Origin of the sequence: Pseudomonas violetae (assembly GCF_023072615.1) — a bacterium.
GTDB classification, from domain to species: Bacteria; Pseudomonadota; Gammaproteobacteria; order Pseudomonadales; family Pseudomonadaceae; genus Aquipseudomonas; species Aquipseudomonas violetae.
This window is the reverse complement of record NZ_JAKNRW010000004.1, coordinates 321,246-346,140: the sequence shown is the minus strand read 5'-3', so window position 1 is coordinate 346,140 and position 24,895 is coordinate 321,246. Positions and strand designations below refer to the sequence as shown.

General features: G+C 59.6%; 22 protein-coding genes and 2 pseudogenes. 10 read left to right on the top strand and 14 right to left on the bottom strand.

The genetic code is table 11. The features are described from left to right. Window positions 1-125: 125 nt before the first annotated feature. On the top strand, window positions 126-1,103 hold the full coding sequence (locus L9059_RS08280; protein WP_247289903.1) for an NADPH:quinone oxidoreductase family protein: 978 nt from the start codon (window positions 126-128) through the stop codon (window positions 1,101-1,103). Window positions 1,104-1,161: 58 nt separating this feature from the next. On the opposite strand, the gene L9059_RS08275 is transcribed toward L9059_RS08280, so the two are convergent. Then, window positions 1,162-1,776, bottom strand: coding sequence for an energy transducer TonB (locus tag L9059_RS08275; RefSeq protein WP_247289901.1), 615 nt, complete (start codon window positions 1,774-1,776; stop codon window positions 1,162-1,164). A gap of 321 nt (window positions 1,777-2,097) precedes the next feature. On the opposite strand from L9059_RS08275, the gene glpT reads away from it, so the two are divergent. Then, entirely contained in the window at window positions 2,098-3,447 is a 1,350-nt protein-coding gene (glpT, locus tag L9059_RS08270; RefSeq protein ID WP_247289899.1) for a glycerol-3-phosphate transporter, read from the top strand. Here the strand turns inward: glpT and L9059_RS08265 are convergent. The 5 genes from L9059_RS08265 to trxA form a co-directional block, all read right to left on the bottom strand. Beyond that, complete coding sequence (locus tag L9059_RS08265) at window positions 3,423-4,091, bottom strand: gamma-glutamylcyclotransferase (RefSeq protein WP_247289895.1); 669 nt, start codon at window positions 4,089-4,091, stop codon at window positions 3,423-3,425. The two genes, glpT and L9059_RS08265, sit on opposite strands and share 25 nt — an antisense overlap. A 219-nt stretch (window positions 4,092-4,310) precedes the next feature. After that, window positions 4,311-5,279: a CDP-6-deoxy-delta-3,4-glucoseen reductase gene (locus L9059_RS08260; RefSeq protein WP_247289893.1), complete on the bottom strand. Its 969-nt coding sequence runs from the start codon at window positions 5,277-5,279 to the stop codon at window positions 4,311-4,313. After that, the gene (ubiD, locus tag L9059_RS08255) at window positions 5,279-6,745 is read right to left on the bottom strand and encodes a 4-hydroxy-3-polyprenylbenzoate decarboxylase (protein WP_247289892.1); all 1,467 of its coding nucleotides are present in this window, start codon (window positions 6,743-6,745) and stop codon (window positions 5,279-5,281) included. The genes L9059_RS08260 and ubiD overlap by 1 nt, the downstream gene beginning before the upstream one ends. 138 nt (window positions 6,746-6,883) lie before the next feature. Further along, entirely contained in the window at window positions 6,884-8,143 is a 1,260-nt protein-coding gene (rho, locus tag L9059_RS08250; protein ID WP_007942421.1) for a transcription termination factor Rho, read from the bottom strand. 249 nt (window positions 8,144-8,392) lie between these two features. Then, the gene (gene trxA, locus L9059_RS08245) at window positions 8,393-8,722 is read right to left on the bottom strand and encodes a thioredoxin TrxA (protein ID WP_003206727.1); all 330 of its coding nucleotides are present in this window, start codon (window positions 8,720-8,722) and stop codon (window positions 8,393-8,395) included. A 297-nt stretch (window positions 8,723-9,019) separates the two neighbouring features. Here trxA and L9059_RS08240 point away from each other — a divergent pair, with 297 nt between their 5' ends. The 6 genes and pseudogenes from L9059_RS08240 to L9059_RS30875 form a co-directional block, all read left to right on the top strand. Next, window positions 9,020-9,805: a transporter substrate-binding domain-containing protein gene (locus tag L9059_RS08240; protein ID WP_247289891.1), complete on the top strand. Its 786-nt coding sequence runs from the start codon at window positions 9,020-9,022 to the stop codon at window positions 9,803-9,805. A gap of 21 nt (window positions 9,806-9,826) precedes the next feature. Then, entirely contained in the window at window positions 9,827-10,495 is a 669-nt protein-coding gene (locus L9059_RS08235) for an amino acid ABC transporter permease (RefSeq protein WP_247289890.1), read from the top strand. Continuing rightward, window positions 10,492-11,142 carry an amino acid ABC transporter permease gene (locus L9059_RS08230; protein ID WP_247289889.1) on the top strand — a complete coding sequence of 217 codons (651 nt, stop codon included), beginning with the start codon at window positions 10,492-10,494 and terminating at the stop codon, window positions 11,140-11,142. Before L9059_RS08235 ends, L9059_RS08230 begins: the two co-directional genes overlap by 4 nt. Then, window positions 11,129-11,866, top strand: coding sequence for an amino acid ABC transporter ATP-binding protein (locus L9059_RS08225; protein ID WP_247289888.1), 738 nt, complete (start codon window positions 11,129-11,131; stop codon window positions 11,864-11,866). Before L9059_RS08230 ends, L9059_RS08225 begins: the two co-directional genes overlap by 14 nt. 159 nt (window positions 11,867-12,025) lie before the next feature. Then, window positions 12,026-13,528, top strand: a complete 1,503-nt coding sequence (ppx, locus tag L9059_RS08220; RefSeq protein WP_247289887.1) for an exopolyphosphatase — start codon at window positions 12,026-12,028, stop codon at window positions 13,526-13,528. 27 nt (window positions 13,529-13,555) lie between these two features. Next, a pseudogene (locus L9059_RS30875) lies at window positions 13,556-13,645 on the top strand (outer membrane lipoprotein carrier protein LolA); the annotation flags it as partial. Window positions 13,646-13,710: 65 nt separating this feature from the next. On the opposite strand, the gene ppk1 reads toward L9059_RS30875, so the two are convergent. Further along, a complete protein-coding gene (gene ppk1, locus L9059_RS08215; protein WP_247289886.1) occupies window positions 13,711-15,933 on the bottom strand; it encodes a polyphosphate kinase 1 in 2,223 nt (740 codons plus the stop codon). A gap of 18 nt (window positions 15,934-15,951) precedes the next feature. Continuing rightward, window positions 15,952-16,965 carry a porphobilinogen synthase gene (gene hemB / locus L9059_RS08210; RefSeq protein ID WP_247289885.1) on the bottom strand — a complete coding sequence of 338 codons (1,014 nt, stop codon included), beginning with the start codon at window positions 16,963-16,965 and terminating at the stop codon, window positions 15,952-15,954. Window positions 16,966-17,173: 208 nt separating this feature from the next. Between hemB and L9059_RS08205 the strand changes: the two genes are divergently transcribed. Beyond that, on the top strand, window positions 17,174-17,806 hold the full coding sequence (locus tag L9059_RS08205) for a DedA family protein (RefSeq protein ID WP_247289883.1): 633 nt from the start codon (window positions 17,174-17,176) through the stop codon (window positions 17,804-17,806). 38 nt (window positions 17,807-17,844) lie between these two features. Here L9059_RS08205 and L9059_RS30715 read toward each other — a convergent pair. Next, a pseudogene (locus L9059_RS30715) lies at window positions 17,845-18,080 on the bottom strand (sterol desaturase family protein); the annotation flags it as partial. An 84-nt stretch (window positions 18,081-18,164) separates the two neighbouring features. Here L9059_RS30715 and elbB point away from each other — a divergent pair. Continuing rightward, window positions 18,165-18,833, top strand: a complete 669-nt coding sequence (elbB, locus tag L9059_RS08200; RefSeq protein WP_247289881.1) for an isoprenoid biosynthesis glyoxalase ElbB — start codon at window positions 18,165-18,167, stop codon at window positions 18,831-18,833. Window positions 18,834-18,913: 80 nt separating this feature from the next. Here the strand turns inward: elbB and L9059_RS08195 are convergent, their stop codons facing one another. The 5 genes from L9059_RS08195 to L9059_RS08175 form a co-directional block, all read right to left on the bottom strand. Then, window positions 18,914-19,369, bottom strand: coding sequence for a YaiI/YqxD family protein (locus L9059_RS08195; protein ID WP_247289879.1), 456 nt, complete (start codon window positions 19,367-19,369; stop codon window positions 18,914-18,916). Between the two features lie 86 nt (window positions 19,370-19,455). After that, the gene (locus tag L9059_RS08190; protein WP_247289877.1) at window positions 19,456-21,354 is read right to left on the bottom strand and encodes an FTR1 family protein; all 1,899 of its coding nucleotides are present in this window, start codon (window positions 21,352-21,354) and stop codon (window positions 19,456-19,458) included. Window positions 21,355-21,566: 212 nt separating this feature from the next. Further along, on the bottom strand, window positions 21,567-22,199 hold the full coding sequence (locus L9059_RS08185) for a LysE family transporter (protein ID WP_247289875.1): 633 nt from the start codon (window positions 22,197-22,199) through the stop codon (window positions 21,567-21,569). 188 nt (window positions 22,200-22,387) lie between these two features. After that, window positions 22,388-22,969 (bottom strand): mechanosensitive ion channel family protein, encoded by a 582-nt coding sequence (locus tag L9059_RS08180; protein WP_247289872.1) that lies wholly within the window; start codon window positions 22,967-22,969, stop codon window positions 22,388-22,390. Then, window positions 22,969-24,879 (bottom strand): ATP-binding cassette domain-containing protein, encoded by a 1,911-nt coding sequence (locus L9059_RS08175; RefSeq protein ID WP_247289870.1) that lies wholly within the window; start codon window positions 24,877-24,879, stop codon window positions 22,969-22,971. The genes L9059_RS08180 and L9059_RS08175 overlap by 1 nt, the downstream gene beginning before the upstream one ends. Between the last annotated feature and the right edge of the window lie 16 nt (window positions 24,880-24,895).

Here is a 24,895-nt window from a genome sequence, read left to right as displayed (position 1 = left end):
CCTAGCATAACGACCCGCTGCGCCAGCACAAGCTTATGGCTGACTATCAGGGCGAGGCATGCTCGTTGACCCGTTCACTCACACACCTACACTTATCGGCCATCACTCCCAAAGGAATAGCCCTGATGAAAGCCGTGCTGTGCAAAGCCTTCGGCCCTGCCGAATCGCTGGTGCTGGAAGACGTCGCCAGTCCTGTCGCCAAGAAGAATGAAATCCTGCTGGACGTGCACGCCGCCGGGGTCAACTTTCCCGACACGCTGATCATCGAGGGCAAATACCAGTTCAAGCCGCCCTTCCCGTTTTCTCCGGGTGGCGAAGCGGCTGGCGTAGTGAGTGCGGTGGGGGAAAAAGTCAGCCACCTGAAAATCGGTGACCGAGTCATGGCACTGACCGGCTGGGGCAGTTTCGCCGAGCAGGTGGCAGTGCCAGGCTACAACGTGCTGCCGATCCCGCCGTCGATGGACTTCAACACCGCCGCCGCCTTCAGCATGACCTACGGCACCTCGATGCACGCTCTCAAGCAAAGGGGCAACTTGCAGCCAGGGGAAACCTTGCTGGTGCTGGGCGCTTCCGGCGGGGTTGGCCTGGCAGCCGTGGAAATCGGCAAAGCCATGGGCGCACGGGTGATCGCCGCCGCCAGTAGCGCGGAAAAACTCGCTGTGGCCAAGGCGGCTGGCGCTGATGAGCTGATCAACTACAGCGAAACCAGCCTCAAGGATGAGATCAAACGCCTGACCGATGGCCAGGGCGCCGACGTCATCTACGACCCGGTCGGCGGCGACCTGTTCGACCAGGCCATCCGCGCCATCGCCTGGAACGGCCGACTGCTGGTGGTCGGCTTCGCCAGCGGGCGCATTCCGGAACTGCCGGTGAACCTGGCGTTGCTAAAAGGCTCAGCGGTAGTCGGGGTATTCTGGGGCTCGTTTGCCCAGCGCCAGCCGCAGGATAATGCGGCGAACTTCCAGCAGTTGTTTGGCTGGTTCGCCGAAGGGAAATTGAAGCCACTGGTGTCGCAGGTGTATCCACTGGGCAATGCGTCACAGGCAATCAATGACCTTGGACAGCGCAAGGCGGTCGGGAAGGTGGTGGTGCAAGTTCGCTAAAGCTCTGGAGCGGTCTGGGTTGGATGAAACCCGTCCAGATCGCCTCTTCAGCAAGGCTTCACAGTAAGTTGCGAATGTCTGTTGGCAGCAGGTTCATGAACTTGATCACTGGGCTGGACCGGCATTGCCGAACGATGGTTGGCACCTTCCTGTTCAACAGGGCGATCCAAGCCAGGCGCTGCTCATCCGGCAACTGGGTGACATGGAAGGTGTTCGATAAATAAGCCCGTGTGTAATGAAACGGCGGGGAATCGACCCACGCATATTCCGGGGTGTCGCGCAGCGCCTCGTTGACCTCCCGGCACTTCAACTGCTTGATCCATTGGTTGGTGTGGATCGGCGAGTCCAGCTCAAGACGAAACGCCAACGAGGCTATGACTTGCTGCTCAGTTGGCAACTCACCCCCTGGCATCCACGGCTTGAACCGCCACTTCTCGATAGCAACCATGGCAGCCTCGGACATGTCCGGGTTATCCGATTCAAGAACCTTCACCCTGTCGACCGAACCATCCGCATTCACATAGAAGCTGATACGAACATCACCGGTGACTCCGATACGCTGAAGGTACCTGGGATAAACCGGCTTCGGATTGTCCTCCGGTATCAGAAATACTTCCCCCGCCCGCGCATCGACCGAAATCACCAACAACAGCAAAAATGAAATCCACCGCATCCCCCCTCCTCCATGACTCGATTACCAAACTGCATCCTGCATAGGCTACGGGCCAAAAACCCTAAAAAGAACGTGATGACATCCGGTATGCGCGAAGGACGCTTCCTAAAACAGCTGCCTAAAACGGGCGCCCGAAGGCCTGAATGCGGCCAAAGTAATCTTTCCTACAGCGTCCTTCACTTACATCTGAGCGACATGTTCGCAAAAGAACATGCGATCTCGAACATTTCCGCTATTTGGTCAATGGTAACCGGTGCTATTTTCGGTAACGAAACTGTAACATTCGCATTCGCAGTCAAAACAAGAATCTGGAGCTCTTGAATGTTTGCTTTCTTTCGTCCTGCCGCACATCAGGCTCCTTTGCCTGACGATAAAATAGACAGTACCTACCGACGCCATCGCTGGCAGATCTTTGCCGGGATTTTCATCGGCTACGCCGGTTACTACCTGCTGCGCAAAAACTTTTCCCTGGCCATGCCCTATCTGATCGAAGAGGGTTACACCCGCGGTGAGCTGGGCCTGGCGCTGTCTGCCATCGCCATTGCCTACGGGCTGTCGAAGTTCCTGATGGGCATCGTTTCCGACCGCTCGAACCCGCGCTTCTTCCTGCCGTTCGGGCTGCTGGTATCGGCAGGGGTCATGTTCATTTTCGGTTTCGCGCCGTGGGCGACGTCCAGCGTGACCATCATGTTCATCCTGCTGTTCATCAACGGCTGGGCCCAGGGCATGGGTTGGCCACCGAGTGGCCGGACCATGGTGCACTGGTGGTCACAAAAGGAACGCGGCGCCGTGGTATCACTGTGGAACGTGGCGCACAACGTTGGCGGGGGTTTGATCGGCCCGCTGTTCCTGCTGGGTATGGGCCTGTTCAATGACTGGCATGCGGCATTCTATGTGCCTGCGGCAGTAGCCCTGGCCGTGGCGGTGTTTGCCTTTGCAACCATGCGCGATACCCCACAATCGCTCGGCCTGCCACCCATCGAGAAGTACAAGAACGATTATCCGGAAGGCTACGACGCCAGCCATGAAGAAGAATTCAGCGCCAAGGAAATCTTCGTCAAGTACGTGCTGCGCAACAAAATGCTCTGGTACATAGCCCTGGCCAACGTCTTCGTCTACCTGCTGCGCTACGGCGTACTGGACTGGGCACCGACCTACCTCAAGGAAGCCAAGGGTTTCACCGTGGATAAAACCTCGTGGGCGTACTTCTTCTACGAGTGGGCCGGTATCCCGGGCACGCTGTTGTGCGGCTGGATGTCGGACAAAATCTTCCGCGGCAACCGGGGCCTGACCGGCATGGTGTTCATGGCCCTGGTGACCGTGGCAACACTGGTGTACTGGCTGAACCCGGCTGGCAACCCGACCGTCGACATGATCGCGCTGGTTTCGATCGGCTTCCTGATCTATGGCCCAGTCATGCTGATCGGCCTGCAGGCACTGGAACTGGCCCCGAAAAAGGCCGCCGGTACGGCAGCGGGCTTCACCGGCCTGTTCGGCTATTTGGGTGGATCGGTCGCGGCCAGTGCGGCGATGGGCTACACCGTGGATCACTTCGGCTGGGATGGCGGCTTCGTGCTACTGATCGGCGCGTGCCTGCTGGCCATGGCCTTCCTCGCACCCACGCTGTGGCACAAGCAAGTGGCCAGTCAAAGCCGCGAAGCGGTCGCCTGATCCACTGAGAACTTGCAGCGTTTGAGCCGCGCCTCCAGATTTCGGTCTGGCATGGCGTGGCTACGCAGGGCGTGAGCGGTCTGCTCGACATAATCGCGAGTGGTGCCGTAGCGCCCGCAAGCACTTTCGAACACCTGGCTCAGCACATGGTCTGGCAAGTTGCCGGCGTAACTGGGCAGGTGTCGCTCCAACACGAACCCCAACGCCTGAACCTGGCTTCCGTCTTCGAGACGGCAGTTGAGCCAGTGTGGGCGATAGGAAGGGAATGGCATTTCGCGCTGCCAAAGTGCATACAGCGACGCATCGAGCTGTTCTTCAGGCAGGCGATAGGCGAACCCGCTGCAGGAGCCACCCCGATCCAGACCAAACACCAGCCCAGGCACCTCCGGCGTGCCACGATGCTCGTGGGACCACAGGTACAAACCGCGATGATAGCCATGCACCCGACCCCGCACCCTTTCTACAGCCGGGCACTCGGGCCGCCAGATCAATGAACCGTAAGCGAACAGCCATACGGGCCCACCCTTGTGGCGCGCCATGGTGGTCTGCATCGAGCTGAGCAATTGTTCGTGAGTGAGCTGCGGCCCCAGATCGAGCTGCGGCGGATAAGCCAGATTCAAAAAAGCAGATTCAATGGCGCTCATGGCGATTAGCGTTCAGCTCCCCGCGGGTGAAGAATTACTTAATAGAACGCACCGCTGTAACAATAAGGCACATATGTTTTAAGGCAATTTAAGTGCCATGGAACCAATCTTAAATAATTGCCTGGATGAGTTATAACCTACCGGTATTTATAATTTTCTATAAATACCGTTCAGCTATATAGGGAGTTATAACTAATCAACGCGGATCAAGATCGCGGATCAAGATCGCGGCGCATATGCGAATACATCCGCACGCATCTGATGGGCGTCCATCCCGGCTTCCACCAGAGCGTCCAGCGTGCCGTAGACCATCGCTGGCGAGCCGCTCGCGTACACATGCAGTGCCTTCAGATCGGGGAAATCCTCACACACCGCCTCGTGCAACATGCCACAGCGCCCTTTCCAGCCGCACTGATCGCTGACGACTTTATGCAGGAACAGATTGGGCAGCTTCAGCCACTCGTTCCAGTGTTCGATCTCATAGAAGTCTTCAGGCCGGCGCACGCCCCAATACAGGTGGACCGGATGCTTGAAACCCGCGGCCCGACAGTGCTCGATCAGGCTATGAATCTGGCCCATTCCGGTTCCCGCAGCGATCAGCACCAGCGGGCCGTCCGGCAACTCCGCAAGGTGGGTGTCGCCGAACGGCATCTCAATGCGCACCATCGCATTGCGTTGCAACTGATCAATCAGGCTTAGCGCACTGCTTTCGCGCGCCAGCACATGTATTTGCAGGTCCCGGCCAGCATGGGGTGCCGAGGCCAGGGAAAAGGCCGACTTCTCGCCATTCTCTCGCTCGATCATCAAATACTGCCCGGCGTGATAGCGCGGCGGCTTGCCGGCTGGCGCTCGCAGACTGACGCGCCAGGTGTCGCCACCCACGTCCCGGCACTCGATGACCTGACACGCCAAGCTGCGCACCGGCAATTCTCCAATAGAGAGCACGCCATCCCACAGCACGACGCAGTCTTCCAGCGGCTCTGCAATGCAAGTGTAGAACTCGCCGTGATCGCGCACATCTCCGCTCTGCTCGACTCGGCCTTCGACCAGCAGCGCGGCGCACACGTGACAGTTACCGTTGCGACAGCTTTGCGGACAGTCGTAGCCCAGGCGCCGCGCCCCATCGAGAATCCGCTCGCCGGGCAGAATCTGTAGCACCGCTCCGGAAGGCTGCAAGGTTACACGCATCAATCTATTCCTAACTGATTCCAGATGGCATCGATCCGTTGGGTTACGGCTTCGTCCTTGACGATCACCCGGCCCCACTCGCGAGTGGTTTCACCGGGCCATTTATGCGTGGCATCGAGCCCCATCTTCGAACCCAGACCGGACACCGGCGAAGCGAAGTCCAGGTAGTCAATCGGCGTGTTGTCGATCATCACCGTGTCGCGCTTGGGGTCCATGCGCGTGGTGATGGCCCAGATCACGTCGTTCCAGTCCCGCGCATTGATATCGTCGTCCGTGACGATAACGAACTTGGTGTACATGAACTGTCGCAAAAACGACCAGACACCGAGCATTACCCGCTTGGCGTGGCCCGGATACGACTTCTTCATGGTCACGATGGCCATGCGGTACGAGCAACCTTCGGGCGGCAGGTAGAAGTCGGTGATTTCCGGAAACTGCTTTTGCAGGATCGGCACGAACACTTCGTTCAGGGCCACGCCGAGAATCGCCGGCTCATCCGGCGGACGGCCGGTGTAGGTGCTGTGGTAGATCGGCTTGATTCGGTGAGTGATACGCTCGACCGTAAACACCGGAAAGCTGTCGACTTCGTTGTAGTAACCGGTGTGGTCGCCGTAAGGGCCTTCGGCAGCCATCTCACCAGGGTGGATCACACCTTCGAGGATGATCTCAGCGGTGGCCGGCACTTGCAGGTCGTTGCCACGGCACTTGACCAGCTCGGTGCGATTGCCGCGCAGCAGGCCAGCGAAGGCATACTCGGACAAGCTGTCTGGCACCGGAGTCACGGCGCCAAGAATGGTCGCTGGGTCGGCGCCCAGCGCCACGGACACTGGGAACGGTTGGCCGGGATGCTTCTCGCACCACTCGCGGTAATCCAAGGCGCCGCCACGGTGACTGAGCCAGCGCATGATGACCTTGTTGCGGCCGATCACTTGTTGACGGTAGATGCCGAGGTTCTGGCGATCCTTGTTCGGGCCTTTGGTGACGGTCAGGCCCCAGGTAATCAGGGGGCCGACGTCGCCTGGCCAGCAGGTCTGCACTGGTAGCATCGCGAGGTCGACGTCGTCGCCTTCGATGACCACTTCCTGACAGGCCGCATCTTTGACGACTTTTGGTGCCATCGCGATGATCTTGCGGAAAATCGGCAGCTTGGACCAGGCGTCTTTCAGCCCCTTGGGCGGCTCCGGCTCCTTGAGGAACGCCAGCAGCTTGCCGATCTCGCGCAACTCGCTGACGGCCTCCGCCCCCATCCCGAGCGCCACGCGCTCGGGCGTGCCGAACAGGTTGCCGAGCACCGGGATGTCATAACCCGTCGGGTTTTCGAAGAGCAGCGCGGGCCCCTTGGCGCGCAAGGTGCGATCGCACACCTCGGTCATTTCCAGCACAGGTGACACCGGAATCTGGATGCGCTTGAGCTCGCCGCGCTGTTCCAGACCGCTGATAAAGTCGCGCAAGTCGCGATACTGCATGCGTGAGCCTCGTTTTGGCCGTGGCGTTCGGGGGTGGCAGTTTAGCGCCGAACCCTGCTGTTCAGAACCACGAACTGCCGTTCATCAAAAATCAGATAGCAAAAAGCCGGGTTTCCCCGGCTTTTTGGCCCGTTCGACTTACTTGCGTTTCATCGACAGGAAGAACTCATCGTTGGTCTTGGTCGTTTTCAGCTTGTCGACCAGGAACTCGATGGCAGCGATTTCGTCCATCGGGTGCAGCAGCTTGCGCAGGATCCACATGCGCTGCAACTCGTCGTCGGCCGTCAGCAACTCTTCGCGGCGGGTGCCGGAGCGGTTGATGTTGATGGCCGGGAAGACGCGTTTTTCAGCGATACGGCGATCCAGAGGCAGTTCCATGTTGCCGGTGCCTTTGAATTCCTCGTAGATCACTTCGTCCATCTTCGAGCCGGTTTCAACCAGCGCGGTGGCGATGATGGTCAGCGAGCCGCCTTCTTCGATGTTCCGCGCGGCGCCGAAGAAACGTTTCGGTTTCTCCAGGGCGTGGGCATCGACACCACCGGTCAGGACCTTGCCGGAACTCGGGATCACCGTGTTGTAGGCGCGAGCCAGACGGGTAATGGAGTCGAGCAGGATCACCACGTCCTTCTTGTGTTCGACCAGGCGTTTGGCCTTCTCGATCACCATTTCGGCAACCTGCACGTGGCGGGTTGGCGGCTCATCGAACGTCGAGGCAACCACTTCGCCGCGCACAGTACGCTGCATTTCGGTCACTTCTTCCGGACGTTCGTCGATCAGCAATACGATCAGATGAACTTCAGGATTGTTACGCGCGATGTTCGCTGCGATGTTCTGCAGCATGATGGTCTTACCGGCTTTCGGCGGTGCAACGATCAGACCGCGCTGGCCCTTACCGATCGGGGCGCACAAATCGATGACCCGACCAGTCAGGTCTTCGGTGGAACCGTTGCCGGCTTCCATCTTCATGCGCACAGTCGGGAACAGCGGGGTCAGGTTCTCGAAGAGAATCTTGTTTTTCGCATTCTCGGGACGATCGTAGTTGATCGTATCGACCTTGAGCAGCGCGAAATAACGCTCACCTTCCTTTGGAGGGCGGATCTTGCCAACGATGGTGTCACCGGTGCGCAAGTTGAAACGACGAATCTGGCTTGGCGAGACGTAGATATCGTCTGGGCCCGCGAGATAGGAAGCGTCAGCGGAGCGAAGGAAGCCGAAGCCGTCCTGGAGAATCTCCAGCACGCCATCACCGGAGATTTCCTCGCCGCTTTTCGCGTGCTTTTTGAGCAGGGAGAAAATCACATCCTGCTTGCGCGAACGGGCCATATTTTCTATGCCCATCTGTTCGGCCAATTCGAGCAGTTCGGTAATCGGCTTTTGCTTGAGTTCAGTCAGATTCATATAGGAATGACGTAATCATTTATGGAGGGGGGGAAATTAAGCTTTTGGCTTAATGAGGCCGCGCCGCAGAGAAGGCGACAGGATCGCGTACTTATTCGAAAAGGAGTGCGTCGGCGACGGCTAGCAGGGGGCAAAGGAGAAACCAGTGCGGGGCCGAATGTACCACCTGAGTTTCGGAGCGTCTAGCCCTCGACAACGAAAAAGCCCCGCAGATAGCGGGGCCTTTTTTCAGACACTTTATTACGATGCTTAGATGTTGGCGTCGAGGAAAGCAGCCAACTGCGACTTCGACAGTGCGCCGACCTTGGTCGCTTCAACGTTGCCGTTCTTGAACAGCATCAGGGTCGGGATACCGCGCACGCCATGCTTGGCCGGGGTTTCCTGGTTCTCGTCGATGTTCAGCTTGGCAACGGTCAGCTTGCCTTTGTAGGTTTCTGCAATCTCGTCCAGGACAGGAGCGATCATTTTGCAAGGGCCGCACCATTCAGCCCAGTAGTCGACCAGCACAGCGCCTTCGGCCTTCAGTACATCGGCCTCGAAGCTAGCGTCGCTAACGTGTTTGATAAGATCGCTGCTCATGGAAGTCTCCAGGTTGTAAGCAAAAAAACGTGGCCCATCATAGCTGCCCTTCCCCCGTTCAGGAAGCTGCAGATGATTGAGTCTCGCTATGGTGGCGCATGAGTTTGGGTATAGCTCAATTCGTGCACCTCGGGAGTATTCGCCTGCAGCTTGCACCATCGCGGTGCGTATCCGCGCACATCTCATTTCCTGCAAGACCCTGAAAAAACGTGGCCTGCAACCGATAAAAAGGTGTGTTGGCACAGGCCGTGCTCTATCGAATCGCAGAAAATATTTCAGCCGATTCGGAGTCTTACCATGACCAAGCGCTACAGCGCCCTCCTCGCCGCCCTGTTTGCCAGCCTGATGCTGAGCCAGGCGCCCGCCCGCGCCGACGGCCTGGAGGATGTAGTCAAACGCGGCGTCCTCAAGGTGGCCGTGCCCCAGGACTTCCCGCCGTTCGGCTCGGTGGGACCGGACATGAAACCCCGTGGCCTGGATATCGATACCGCGAAACTGCTGGCCGACCAGCTCAAGGTCAAGCTTGAACTGACACCGGTCAACAGCACCAACCGCATCCCTTTCCTCACCACCGGCAAGGTCGACCTGGTGATTTCCAGCCTCGGCAAGAATCCCGAGCGCGAGAAAGTGATCGATTTCTCCAGCGCCTATGCGCCGTTCTACTTGGCAGTGTTCGGCCCGCCGGAGGCCGACATCAAGGACCTGGGCGACCTCAAAGGCAAGACGATCAGCGTCACCCGTGGCGCCATCGAAGATATCGAGCTGAGCCAGGTGGTCCCCGCAGGCGTGACGATCAAACGCTTCGAGGACAACAACTCGACCATTGCCGCCTACCTAGCCGGCCAGGTCGATCTGATCGCCAGCGGCAATGTGGTGATGGTGGCGATCAGCGAGAAAAACCCCAAACGCGTGCCTGCACTGAAAGTGAAGCTCAAGGATTCGCCAGTCTACGTCGGGGTGAACAAGAACGAGCCCGCCTTGCTGGGCAAGGTCAACCAGATTCTGGCGACCGCGAAGACTGACGGTGCGCTGGAAAAAAATGCCCAGACCTGGCTGAAAGAGCCCCTGCCAGCCGACCTCTGATCGTCGCCCGGGAGCTTTAATATGGCTTATCAGTTCGACTTTCTGCCGGTGGTGCACAACACCGATCTGCTGTTGCGCGGGGCGCTGTTCACCCTTGAGCTGACGGCCATTGGCGCAGTGCTCGGCGTCGGCCTTGGCATTGTCGGAGCGCTGGTGCGGGCGTGGAACATCCGGCCGTTTTCGGCGATTTTCGGGGTCTACGTCGAGCTGATCCGCAATACGCCGTTTCTTGTGCAGCTGTTTTTCATCTTCTTCGGGCTGCCATCCCTGGGCCTGCAGATTTCCGAATGGCAGGCTGCGGTGCTGGCAATGGTGATCAATTTGGGGGCGTATTCCACCGAAATCATCCGCGCCGGCATCCAGGCAATTCCACGGGGACAACTGGAAGCCGCCGCAGCGCTGGCGATGAGCCGGTTCGAAGCGTTTCGCCATGTGGTCCTGCTGCCTGCCCTGGGCAAGGTCTGGCCGGCCCTCAGCAGCCAGATCATTATTGTCATGCTCGGCTCGGCGGTTTGCTCGCAGATCGCCACGGAAGAGCTGAGTTTTGCCGCCAACTTCATTCAATCGCGTAACTTCCGCGCCTTCGAAACCTACGCCCTGACCACGCTGATCTACCTGTGTATGGCGCTGATGATCCGCCAATTGCTGAACTGGATCGGTCGTCGCTTTATTTCGAGGAGCAGCCAATGAGCGATTTCACCCTCTGGGACATCGTGCGCAACCTGCTCACGGGACTGCAATGGACACTGGCGCTGTCACTGGTGGCGTTCATTGGCGGCGGGGTGGTCGGCCTGCTGGTCATGGTCATGCGCATCTCGAAGAAACCCCTGCCGCGCAACATTGCGCGCACCTACATCGAACTCTTCCAGGGCACACCGCTACTGATGCAGCTGTTCCTGGTATTTTTCGGCGTGGCGCTGGCGGGGGTGGAAATCTCTGCGTGGATGGCTGCGGCCGTCGCCCTGACGCTGTTTACCAGCGCTTACCTGGCAGAGATCTGGCGTGGCTGCGTGGATTCGATCCCCAATGGCCAGTGGGAAGCCTCGTCGAGCCTGGCGCTCAACCCGCTGGAGCAACTGCGCTACGTGATCCTGCCGCAGGCACTACGCATTGCCGTCGCACCCACGGTGGGGTTCTCGGTACAAGTGGTCAAAGGGACCGCGGTCACCTCGATCATCGGCTTCACAGAGCTGACCAAGACCGGCGGCATGCTCGCCAACGCGACCTTCGAGCCATTCATGGTCTACGGCCTGGTCGCCCTCGGTTATTTCCTGCTCTGCTATTCCCTGTCACTTAGCGCGCGCTACCTGGAAAGGAAACTGCATGCCTCTGCTTAGAATTTCCGCCCTGCATAAATACTACGGCGATCACCACGTGCTCAAAGGCATCGACCTGAGTGTTGAGGAAGGCCAGGTGGTGGCAATCATCGGTCGCAGTGGCTCTGGCAAGTCGACCTTGCTGCGCACCCTCAATGGCCTGGAGTCCATCAACGATGGCGTGATCGAAGTTGACGGCGAATACCTCGACGCCGCCCGTGCAGACTTGCGCAGCCTGCGGCAGAAGGTTGGGATGGTATTTCAGCAGTTCAACCTGTTCCCACACCTGACCGTGGGTGAAAACGTGATGCTCGCCCCGCAAGTCGTGCAGAAGGTAGCGAAGGCCAGGGCCCTGGAGCTGGCGCGCGAGATGCTGGAACGGGTCGGCCTTGGGGAGAAATTTGATGCATTTCCTGATCGTTTGTCCGGCGGGCAGCAACAGCGCGTAGCGATCGCCCGGGCCTTGGCGATGTCGCCGAAGGTGTTGCTGTGTGACGAAATCACTTCGGCGCTGGATCCGGAACTGGTGAATGAGGTGCTCAGCGTAGTGCGGCAACTGGCCAAGGAAGGCATGACACTGATCATGGTTACCCATGAGATGCGTTTTGCCCGGGAGGTTGGAGATAAGTTGGTTTTCATGCATTTGGGCAAGGTGCATGAAGTGGGGGACCCGAAAGTATTGTTTGCCAACCCTCAGACGGCGGAGCTGGCGAATTTTATTGGGAACGTCGAGGCGACAGCCTGACGGTTCTTTAGCGTCTGGCAGACTGCCTTCGCGAGCAAGCCATCCGCCACGCCGCAAGCCCCCGCGCCAAAAGATCGCAGTCTTCGATGGCTCCTACGCGTTGGCGTCAGGCTTTGATCGTGGCAGGATGTCGAGGTTATCGACCGAGACTCCCAGACCATGCCGCAATCCCAAGCCAAGAATCTGTCCCTGATCGCCGCAATCGACCTGGGCTCCAACAGCTTTCACATGGTCGTGGCCAAAGCCCAGAACGGCGAAATCCGTATTCTCGAGCGTCTCGGGGAGAAGGTGCAGCTCGCCGCAGGCATCAACGAAGAGCGCCAGCTCAACGAAGAGTCCATGCAGCGTGGGCTAGACTGCCTGAAACGCTTTGCCCAACTGATCAACGGCATGCCCCCGGGCGCCGTGCGGATCGTGGGTACCAACGCCCTGCGCGAAGCGCGCAATCGCAATGAATTCATCCGTCGCGCCGAGGAAATCCTTGGTCACCCGGTGGAAGTCATTTCCGGCCGTGAAGAAGCGCGCCTGATCTACCTTGGCGTGTCCCACACCCTCGCCGACACCCCGGGCAAGCGCCTGGTGGCCGACATCGGCGGCGGCAGTACCGAATTCATCATCGGCCAGCGCTTCGAACCATTGCTGCGCGAAAGCCTGCAAATGGGCTGCGTCAGCTTTACCCAGCGCTATTTCAAGGACGGCAAGGTCACGCCGGCACGCTATGCCCAGGCTTACACGGCGGCGCGACTGGAGATCATGAGCATTGAACACGCCCTGCACCGCCTGACCTGGGACGAAGCCATCGGCTCCTCGGGCACTATTCGCGCCATCGGCCTGGCGCTGAAGGCCGGTGGACATGGCACCGGCGAAGTCAACGCCGAAGGCCTGGCCTGGCTCAAGCGCAAGCTGTTCAAGCTGGGCGACGCCGACAAAATCGATTTCGAAGGCATCAAGCCCGACCGCCGCGCAATCTTCCCGGCAGGCCTGGCGATTCTCGAAGCAATATTCGACGCCCTTGAACTGCAACGCATGGACCACTGTGAAGGCGCACTACGTGAAGGCGTGCTCTATGACCTGCTGGGCCGCCATCATCACGAAGACGTCCGTGAGCGCACCCTCAGCTCTCTGAGGGAGCGTTACCACGTCGACCTGGAACAAGCGGCGCGGGTAGAACGCAAGGCGCTCCATGCTTTCGACCAGGTGGCCGCAGACTGGGACCTGGATGACGGCGTGTGGCGTGAACTGCTGGGCTGGGCGGCCAAGGTCCATGAAGTGGGCCTGGACATCGCCCACTACCATTACCACAAGCACGGCGCCTACCTGATCGAGCACTCGGACCTCGCCGGGTTCTCCCGCGAAGACCAGCAAATGCTCGCACTGTTGGTGCGCGGCCACCGGCGCAACATTCCCCGGGACAAGTTTGCCGAATTCGGTGATGACGGCATCAAGCTGATCCGCTTGTGCGTGCTGCTGCGCTTCGCGATCCTGTTCCATCACATCCGCGGTACCCAGGAAATGCCCCAGGTTGTCCTGCGCGCCAATGGCGATAGCCTGGATGTGTTGTTCCCGGCGGACTGGCTGGATGAAAACCAGCTGACCCAGGCGGATTTTGCGCTGGAAGCGGAGTGGCTGACCCGGGTGGGCTTCACCCTCAACGTCCGGTAATACCCTGTAGGAGCGAGCTTGCTCGCGATGTACGTGAACGATAAAGCTGGCAGCCTGACAACACCCCGCGGCGCTCTCAGGTTTTTCGCGAGCAAGCTCGCTCCTACAGATTGCTGTGATTGTGATGGCAGCAAAAAAAATGGCGATCCCCAGGGATCGCCATTTTTTATACCCCGTGAGGGTTAACGCACTGCCAGGATCGGACTGCCCAACCGCTCCAGCAACGTCGCCTGCGCACTGCGCGGGTTCTGGTTGCCGGTTGGCGTGTTGCGGATGTAACGGCCGTCCGACTGCAAGCTCCAGCTGTGAGTGTTGTCGGTCAGGTAAAGCTCCAGCTCTTTCTTGACCCGCATGATCAGCTTCTTGCCTTCCACCGGGAAGCAAGTCTCGACCCGCTTGTCGAGGTTGCGCTCCATCCAGTCGGCGCTAGAGAGGAACATCTGCTCTTCCCCGCCATTGAGGAAGTAGAAAACCCGGGTGTGCTCCAGGAAACGTCCGATGATCGAGCGCACGTGGATGTTATGCGAAACCCCGGCGATGCCCGGGCGCAGGCAGCACATGCCGCGCACCACGAGGTCGATGCGCACCCCGGATTGACTGGCCTTGTACAGCGCGCGAATGATCTTTGGATCAGTCAGCGAGTTGAATTTGGCAATGATATGCGCCGGTTTGCCATCAAGGGCGAACTGCGTCTCCCGGGCAATCATGTCGAGCATGCCCTTCTTTAGGGTGAACGGCGCATGCAGCAGTTTCTTCATGCGCAGGGTCTTGCCCATGCCGATCAGCTGACTGAACAGCTTGCCCACGTCTTCACACAGGGCATCGTCGGAGGTCAGCAGGCTGTAGTCGGTGTAAAGACGGGCGTTGGCCGCATGGTAGTTGCCCGTGCCCAAGTGGGCGTAGCGCACGATCTCCCCGGCCTCGCGACGCAGGATCAGCATCATCTTGGCGTGGGTCTTGAATCCGACCACGCCATAGATCACTACCGCACCGGCCGCTTGCAGGCGGCTGGCCAGCTGCAGATTGGACTCTTCATCGAACCGCGCCCGCAGCTCGATCACCGCGGTGACTTCCTTGCCGTTACGAGCGGCATCCACCAGCGCGTCGACGATTTCCGAGTTGGCACCGGAGCGGTACAGCGTCTGGCGTACGGCCAATACATGCGGGTCTTTCGCCGCCTGGCGCAACAGGTCGACCACCGGAGTGAACGACTCGAACGGGTGCAGCAACAGGATGTCCTGCTTGCTGATCACGCTGAAGATGTTCTCGCTGTTCTGCAGCAATTTCGGGATCTGCGGCGTGAACGGTAGATATTGCAGCGCGCGCTGGCTGTCGAGGCCGGTGATGCTGAACAGACGGGTCAGGTTGACCGGCCCGTTGACCTGATACAGCTCGGTCTCGTGCAGGTTGAACTGCTTGAGCAGGTAGTCTGAAAGGTGTTTGGGGCAAGTGTCGGCCACTTCCAGTCGCACCGCATCACCATAACGACGGGAGAACAGCTCACCGCGCAGCGCCCGGGCCAGGTCTTCGACGTCTTCGGTGTCGACCGCAAGGTCGGCGTTGCGGGTCAGGCGAAACTGGTAGCAACCCTTCACCTTCATGCCCTGGAACAGATCATCGGCATGCGCGTGAATCATCGACGACAGGAAGACGTAGTTGTCGCCGGAACCGCCAACCTCCTCCGGCACCTTGATCACTCGCGGCAGCAGGCGCGGAGCAGGGATGATCGCCAGGCCAGAGTCGCGGCCAAACGCATCGATGCCTTCGAGTTCGACGATGAAGTTCAGACTCTTGTTCACCAGCAACGGGAACGGGTGAGTCGGGTCGAGGCCGATCGGCGTGATAATCGGCGCAATCTCGTCGCGGAAGAATCGGCGCACCCAGGTCTTGATCTTGGTGGTCCAGTGACGGCGACGAATGAAGCGGACCTGATGTTTCTCCAGCTCCGGCAACAGAATATCGTTGAGAATCGCGTACTGGCGGTCGACGTGGCCATGCACCAGCTCGCTGATGCGCGCCAGCGCCTGATGCGGTTGCAAACCATCGGCGCCCGCCTGTTCACGGGCGAAGGTAATTTGCTTCTTCAGGCCGGCCACACGGATCTCGAAAAACTCGTCCAGGTTGCTGGAGAATATCAGCAGGAATTTCAGCCGCTCCAGCAACGGATAGGACTCATCCAGCGCCTGTTCCAGCACGCGAATGTTGAACTGCAGCTGCGAAAGCTCGCGATGGATGTACAGGCTGCTGTCATCCAGGCCGGGAATGGCAATCACCGGTGCCGCCACAGCGGCTTCGACCACCACTGCAGGTGGAGCGGGCTCAAGCTCCGGCGGTGTCTCGGCGATTTGCTCCACCACGGGTTGAGCATCTTTTACGGCAACTTCAGTGAGTCCTTCGGTATTCATGGAATGTTCCTGGGAGGGCTATTTTTGCTCTCGTAACAATTGAGCGGCACGGACGGCAAAGTAGGTGAGGATGCCATCGGCGCCTGCGCGTTTAAAAGCGGTCAGGGATTCGAGTATTACCCCCTCGCTCAACCAGCCATTCTGGATCGCCGCCATATGCATGGCGTATTCGCCGCTGACTTGATAAACAAACGTCGGCACTTTGAATTCTTCTTTGACCCGCAACAGGATGTCCAGATACGGCATGCCCGGCTTGACCATGACCATGTCTGCGCCTTCTGACAAGTCCGCCGCCACTTCGTGCAGGGCCTCGTTGCTGTTCGCCGGGTCCATCTGGTAGGAGGCCTTGTTGGCCTTGCCCAGGTTCAATGCGGAACCCACCGCATCGCGGAAGGGACCGTAGTAGGCGCTGGCATATTTCGCCGAGTAGGCCATGATCCGCACGTTAACGTGATCGGCCAGTTCCAGCGCCTCGCGGATCGCCTGGATACGTCCGTCCATCATATCGGATGGAGCGACCACCTGGGCGCCGGCTTCGGCATGGGACAGCGCCTGGCGGACCAATGCATCGACGGTAATGTCGTTCTGCACGTAGCCTTCTTCATCAAGAATGCCGTCCTGGCCGTGGGTGGTGAACGGATCCAGGGCCACGTCGGTGATGACACCCAGGTCTGGAAACTGCGCACGTAACGCGCGAGTGGCGCGCTGGGCAATGCCGTCAGGGTTCCAGGCTTCAGCCGCGTCCAAGGATTTGAGCGCCGGGGGCGTAACCGGAAACAGTGCCACCGCAGGAATACCCAGCTCGACCCACTTGGCGGCTTCTTCAAGCAACAGATCAATGGTCAGGCGCTCGACGCCCGGCATCGACGCGACCGCTTCGCGACGATTCTCACCGTCCAGCACAAACACCGGAAGGATCAGGTCGTCGACGGTCAGAACGTTTTCACGAACCAGCCGACGCGAGAAATCATCACGACGATTGCGTCGCAGGCGAGTGGCTGGAAACAGGCGGTTGGCGGGGGTAAAGCTCACGGCAGACTCCTGAGCCCGCGCTGGCGGGCGAGCGTGACAGTTATAAGCTGCCATTATGACCGTCGTATTACAGTTATGTGCACCCCTGTGACAGGTAGTCACATTCCATTGTCCTTGTAGGAAATCTTCACGTCGAGACACATTTGGACACTTTCATGAATGTGCTCGAAGGGTTAGGCTGCGCGTTCATTTCGCCAGCACCCAGACAATGCTCCAGCAATTTCTTCAGGAATTTGGGTATTTCGCCCTTTTTCTCGGCACGTTTTTCGAAGGCGAAACCATCTTGGTGCTCGCGGGCTTCCTTGCGTTCCGCGGATACATGGACATCAAGATCGTTACGATAGTCGCATTCTGTGGCAGTTATGCGGGCGATCAGCTGTGGTATTTCCTCGGCCGCAAGCACGGGCGCAAATTGCTGGCGCGCAAGCCGCGCTGGCAGATGATGGGCGATCGAGCGCTGGAGCATATCCGCAAGCACCCGGACATCTGGGTCCTGAGTTTCCGCTTCGTCTATGGATTGCGCACGGTGATGCCCGTGGCGATCGGCCTGTCGGGCTATCCACCGGCACGCTATCTGCTGCTGAACGGGATTGGCGCGGCGATCTGGGCTTCGGCACTGGCGGCAGCCGCGTATCATTTTGGTGCAGTGCTGGAAGGTATGCTCGGCAGCGTCAAGAAGTATGAGCTGTGGGTGCTTGGCGCCCTGTTGGTACTGGGCGTGGGCCTATGGCTGCGCCGGCGCTTCAAGAATGCCCAATTGGCGAAGAAGGTCTACGCCGACGAGCAGGCGCTGAAAGCTGAACAGGCCAAGTCTGCAGCCCCCAAGACGCCCATCAAGTGAAACGCTCCCTGCACAAGTAGTGACCCCTTGTGCACACCGATCCGCAGCCGGTATCCCTTGCTCTGCGCCCTGCGCGCGTCGTCCCGCAATGGCGAGCAGAACCGCACGTTGACCCATAGCGGTTTCCAACTCGCACCCCAAAGATCACCGGCTCGTTATCGTCCACTGCCTGGAACGAGCTACATAAACGATTCCAAATAATGAACACCCTGGTGTCGTTGCGATCCATGTAGAAGCCCTTCTACCCATGGTAAGCCCGATAATTGGGCGGCGTGCCTGGTTGTAACCGCAAGTTATCCCTATGGCAACGAGTGAAAAATTAGTGGACATTTAACGCCATGAATAAGGAGAAAAGCCCATGAGCAAAAAAATTGCAGTGATCCTTTCCGGCTGTGGCGTCTACGACGGCGCCGAGGTCCACGAGAGTGTGATCACCCTGTTGCGACTGGACCAGCGTGGCGCTCAGGTGCAGTGTTTCGCCCCCGACATCTCACAGTTGCACGTGATCAATCACCTCACGGGCGAGGAAATGCCCGAGTCACGCAACGTGCTGGTTGAATCGGCGCGGATCGCCCGCGGAAATATCAAGGACATCCGCGAGGCCAGCGTCGAGGACTTCGACGCGCTGATCGTACCAGGCGGATTCGGCGCAGCGAAGAACCTGTCGAACTTCGCCATCGAAGGTGCCGGCTGTACCGTGCAACCTGACGTTCTGGCGCTGACTGAAGCCTTTGCCGAGGCTGGCAAGCCGGTCGGCCTGATCTGCATCTCGCTCGCCCTGGCGGCGAAGATTTATGGCCCCGGTGTGACCTGTACCATCGGCAACGATGCCGATACCGCCGCAGCCATGAACAAAATGGGTGCTACCCATACCGAGTGCGCCGTTACCGAAATTGTCGAAGACAAGGCGCGCAAACTGGTGAGCACTCCGGCCTACATGCTGGCGCAGTCGATCAGTGAAGTGGCTTCCGGCATTAACAAATTGGTAGATCGCGTGCTTGAGCTGACCCACGAAAACGACGTGTAACGCAGGCATAAGTGTGGGTATGGGCAGGCTCGCTCCCACAGGGGTTCGCCCACTGGGTTAGTGTCAGGTTCGAGGCGGGCTCAGGGCTGGCGGGTAAGTCGAGTCAGGATCCGGTCCAGCGCATTGGCGAACGCTTGCTTCTCACGTTCGCCAAAGGGCGCTGGCCCGCCGCTCATCTGACCTTGTTCACGCAGGTCGGTGAACAGGTTGCGCACTGCCAGCCGGTCGCCCATGTTCTGCGCGTCAAACTCCTTGCCTCGCGGATCCAGCACGGTGACGCCATTCTTCACTAATCGGTCGGCCAGCGGGACGTCGCTGCAGATCACCAGTTCGCCCGGCACTGCGTGTTCCACCAGGTAGTCGTCCGCAGCATCCGGGCCGCTGGGCACTACGATCAATTTCACCAGCGACAGGCCCGGCTTGATTTGCGGCTGGCCAGCCACCAGCACCACCTCAAACTGGCGCTTGAGAGCGAACTTCACTACCAGGTCCTTGGCCGCCCGGGGGCAAGCATCCGCATCGATCCATACGCGCATCAGTTTTCACCTCTTTCATAAAAATCGCGAGCGGCGCATTCCTGTGGGAGCGGGCCTGCTCGTTATAGTGAGCGCAGCGAATGCTCTCAAGAGACTAGAACCCGACGTTTCTGCGCAAACCAGCTACGCCCATACAGCACGATAATCGCAATGATCGCCACAGCCTGGGCAGTCAATGAATACGCATCAGCGTGAATGCCCAGCCAGTCGAAGTCAAAGAATGGCACCGGACGCGTGCCGAAAATCCCCGCCTCCTGCAGCGCCTTGACGCCATGGCCCGCGAAAACCACTGACAGGGCACACAACAGCGCAGCATTGATGCTGAAGAACAACGTCAGCGGCAATTTCGCCGAGCCGCGCAGGATCACCCATGCCAGGCCTACCAGCAACACCAGCGCCGTGACGCCGCCTGCGAGCACGGCGTTATGACCGGCAGGCCCTGCCTGCAGCCACAGGGTTTCGTAGAACAGGATCACTTCGAACAACTCGCGATAGACCGAGAAGAACGCCAGGATTGCAAACCCGAATCGTCCACCGCCGCCCACCAGACTGCTCTTGATGTAATCCTGCCAGGCAGCCGCGTGACGACGATCGTGCATCCACACGCCGAGCCACAGCACCATCACACTGGCGAACAACGCGGTGGCTCCTTCGAGCAATTCGCGCTGCGAGCCGCTGACGTCGATGACATAGGCGGCCAGGCCCCAGGTGGCAAGACCGGCCAGCAGCGCCAGGCCCCAGCCGACGTTGACGCTGCGTACCGCTGATTGCTGGCCGGTGTTGCGCAGAAATGCGAGGATCGCCGCCAGCACCAGGATCGCTTCGAGGCCTTCGCGCAGCAAAATCAACAGCCCGGAAATATAGCTCAGGGACCAGCTCAAGCCATCGCTGCCCAACAGGCCGGCAGACTCTTTCAACTTGGCTTTCGCCGATTCCAGGCGTTGCTGGGCCTGGGCCACTGACAAGCCATCCTGCAAGGATTGGCGGTAGGCCATCAGGGATTTTTCGGTGTCTTTGCGTACGTTGGCATCGACATTGTCCAGGGAACTCTCGACCAGCTCAAAACCTTCCAGGTATGCCGCTACCGACAAGTCATAAGCCTGATCGTGATCCCCCGCCCGGTAGGCGGCGATGCTCTTATCCAGAGTCGCCGCTGTGTAATCGAGCAGTTGCGCCGGGCCGCGCTTGACCTGCGGCGGCTGAGCGCGCTGCACACGGTAGGTTGCGGCCGCCTGCGAGCCTTCGGCGGCGTGCACTTCAGCGGGAGTCTGACGGGCCAGTTCGGCAATGTTGTAGGTCTTTTCAGCAGCGGCAGCAGCCGGGGCGGCGCTGAAGCCGGCAATGTAGGTTGCCAGGTCCCAGCGCTGACGATCATCCAGTTGATCGGCGAACGCCGGCATGTCGGTGCCTTCGATCCCAAGGCCCAGGGTGCTGTAGATCGCGTAGAGGCTCAGGTGATCCATGCGCGCGCTATCGCGCAGATTCGACGGTGGCGGCGTCAGGCCGACCCCTGCCGGGCCATCGCCGGCTCCCGCGTCACCATGGCACACCGAGCAATGCTGAACGTACAACGGCGCGCCACGGGTCGGATCCGGGGTAATGATCGGTGCCTGGCTAATTTCATAGGCCGCCGCCAGTTTTGCCGCGAGTTGCCGGGACTGGCGAGCCACATCGGCTCCATCCTGACGCTCGATAATGGCATTGCGCAGCGAACTGACGCCCTGCACCAACGGGACTTGCTCCGGTTTGGCCGACATTGTGGCGATCAGGCCTTGCACCGCCTTGATCGAATCAAGCTGATCACGATATCTGGATTCTTTGACGACCTTGCCTGCCTGCACCGTTTGCGGGTAATCCGCAGCGATGTAATCGAGCCCATGCAGCGCCTGTGGCGCACCGTCCACGGTGTCGGCCAGCAATCGGCTGCTGCAAAGGACTGCCAGGGGGATCAACAGCCAAGCCAGGAATCGCGACGGGGCAATCATGAATGAGTCTCAGTAGGAAATACGAAGTTACACATTGTTCACTTCGAATGAGATTCACTCAAGCTTTGTTAGCTGGTTTGTTAGCAATTGTTTGCTGGCATACAACTGCTGCGTCCGAACGCCGTCAGGGTCGGAGGCGGCCTTCGGCAGTTGCTATAGGAGAACTTAACAAGAAGGCGACCCTGAGGTCGCCTTCTTCGCTGCGAGGGGTTTTACGCTGCGGCTTTGCGCAACGTCGCCATGAAGGCTGCTGCGCCGATGAACAAGCCGGCAAACGTACGGTTCATACGCTTCTGCTGCTGCGGAGTACGCAGCATGCGCAACACCTTGGACGCCAGACCGGTGTAACCGGCCATGACGATCAAGTCGACGCAGACCATGGTGGCACCGATCACTGCATACTGGATCAGCAGCGGCGCATGGGGGTCAATGAACTGCGGAAGCACCGCCAGCATGAACACCAGGGCCTTGGGATTGCTGATGTTCACCAGGAAACCACGGAACACCAGGGCCATCGGCTTGCCGATCTGGCGAACCGCTGCATCGTCGCTCATGTCACTGGGCAGTGCGCGCCATTGCTTGACCGCAAGGAAAACCAGGTAGGCCACGCCAAACCACTTGATCGCATAGAACGCCGTGGCCGAGGCAGTGAGGATCGCGCCGACACCGGCACCCACGATGGCAATTTGTACCACCAGGCCGATCTGCAGGCCGAGGGCGTTCCAGTAACCGCGCCAGAAGCCGTATTGCAGGCCACTGGACATCGACGCAATGGCGCCGGCACCGGGAGACAGGCTAATCACCCAGCAGGCCGCAAAGAACGCCAGCCATGTTTGAAGCTCCATCGCACACCTCGATTCAGAACCTTGTGACAGACGTCTAAGTTAATGCGGCTCTGGGCTGCTGGCCATAGATTTTTACAGGATGTGTAAGGTTTTCGGCCCCCATCGCGACCAGGCTCGCTCCCACAGGGACTGCACAATTCCGGTGAGAGTGAGCCTGCTCGCGATGGGGCGCTCAGACAATCGAAGATTTACTTCTCGAACCCGCTCGAAGGAAACACGTCACTTCCCCGCCACCGCCGAACCGAACGCTGGAAGAACAGGCTGTTGGGCACTTGCACCATGGCACTACCGGTGCCCAGTTCTTCGGCTTCGATCAAGGTGGTGTAGAGCAGATTGATAGCGATCACCCGCCCCTTCACGCCAGGCTTGTCGGTGGTATCGACCAGTTCAACCACGTCGCCAATGCGAAACGGCCCCACGGTGAAGATCAGAATCGCGCACAGCAAGTTGGACAGCACGCTCCACATCGCAAAGAACGCCACGGCGGCGACCGCAACAAAACCGGACAATGCCGTCCACAGCACAGTGGCGGACACGCCCAGGCGCTCCAGCACAAAAATCAGCGCACTGCCCATGATCAGCCAGCGCAGGCCGCCCCGCAGCGGGAGCAACAGCTGCGGGGGAAACGGGTAGCGCTCACCCAGCCGATTCAGGCATTTGGCAACAAAGCGCTGGGCGAAGTAACCCGCCAGCAGAATCAGCAGGATCTGCAACACAAGCCACAACGGCTCGATCCACATGGCTGACAGCGGCAGCCGGAAGGCCTCCATCAGGACAACGCCTCCAGCTCCGCCTGCATGCTTTCGAGCAACTCGAGGGCTTCCATCCAGGACTCCTCGAGTTCGGCTTCACGCACTTTGAGCTTTGCCTGCTCAGCCAGCAGGTCACGCAAATCATTTTTGCGCGCGGGTTCGTAGATATCGCTGTCGCCAAGGCTGACGTCGATCTTCGCCAACTTTTCGTGCAGCTTGCCCAGTTCGGCTTCGAGCTTGTCGGCCTCGCGCTTGTGCGGCGCTAATTGCTGACGCAATGCAGCGGCAGCCTGGCGCTGGGCTTTCTTGTCGGTCTTGTCCGGATTGACCGGCGTGTTGCTGACCGGCGCGTTGCGCTGGCGATAGTCCACCAGCCAACGGGTGTAGTCGTCCAGATCGCCGTCGAATTCCTCGACCTTGCCATCGGCTACCAGATAGAAATTGTCGGTGGTGCTTTTGAGCAGATGGCGGTCGTGGGAGACCACCAATACCGCACCACTGAATTCCTGCAGGGCCATGGTCAACGCCAGGCGCATTTCCAGGTCAAGATGGTTGGTTGGTTCGTCGAGCAGCAGCAGGTTCGGCCGATCCCATGCGATCAATGCCAGGGCAAGACGAGCTTTCTCGCCGCCGGAAAAGTTCAGCACTGGCTCGTCGATGCGTGCACCGCGAAAATCGAAACCTCCGAGGAAGTCCCGCAGCGTCTGCTCGCGCTCGGTGGGCGCCAGGCGCTGCAGGTGCAGCAACGGGCTGGCCTTGGCGTCCAGGGAGTCCAACTGATGCTGGGCAAAGTAACCGACGACGGTATTTTCACCGCGGGTCAGTCGACCGGCCAAGGGTTCGAGCTCACCCGCGAGGTTCTTGATAAGGGTCGACTTACCGGCGCCGTTGGGCCCGAGCAAACCGATGCGCGCGCCAGGGGTCAGTTGCAGCTTGACCTTCTCCAGCACGGTTTTTTCGCCGTAGCCCAGACGGGCATCGGACAGATCGATCAGCGGGCTGGAAATCTTCGTCGACTCACGGAAAACGAAGTCGAACGGCGAATCGACATGGGCCGCCGACAACTCTTCCATCCGCTCCAGCGCCTTGATCCGGCTCTGGGCCTGACGGGCCTTGGTGGCCTGGGCCTTGAAGCGCGCGATGTAGCTTTCCATGTGCGCACGCTGCGCCTGCTGCTTCTCGTAGGCCTGCTGTTGCTGGGCCAGGCGTTCGGCGCGCGCACGCTCGAAGGCGGTGTAGCCACCGCGATACAGGGTGATCTTGCGCTGATCGACATGGGCCACGTGGTCGACCACGGCGTCGAGGAAATCCCGGTCGTGGGAGATCAGCAACAAGGTGCCGGGATAACTCTTTAGCCATTCCTCGAGCCAAATGATGGCGTCAAGGTCCAAGTGGTTGGTGGGTTCGTCGAGCAGCAACAGGTCCGAGGGACACATTAGTGCCTGCGCCAGGTTCAGGCGCATCCGCCAACCACCGGAGAAATCCCCGACCTGCCGATCCATCTGTTCGTTGGTGAACCCAAGGCCGGCCAGCAGCTTGCGAGCCCGGGCATCGGCGGTGTAGCCGTCGGCACTGTCGAGCTCCGAGTGCAGGCGGGCCTGAGCCGCACCGTCATGGGCCGCTTCCGCTGCCGCGAGGTCACGCTGCACCTCACGCAGGCGCAGGTCGCCATCGAGCACATAGTCGACCGCAATGCGTTCGAGCGTCTCGATTTCCTGGCGCATGTGGGCGATGCGCCAGTCGGCCGGCAGGAAGCAGTCACCCGAGTCAGGGTGCAGCTCACCCCGAAGCAGGGCGAACAGGCTCGATTTGCCGGCGCCGTTGGCACCGATGAGGCCGGCTTTGTGGCCGGCGTGCAGGGTCAGCTCGGCGTCTTCTAGCAGACGTTGCGGGCCACGCTGTAAAGTCAGGTTCTGAAGTCGAATCATAATGGCGGCGGAGTCT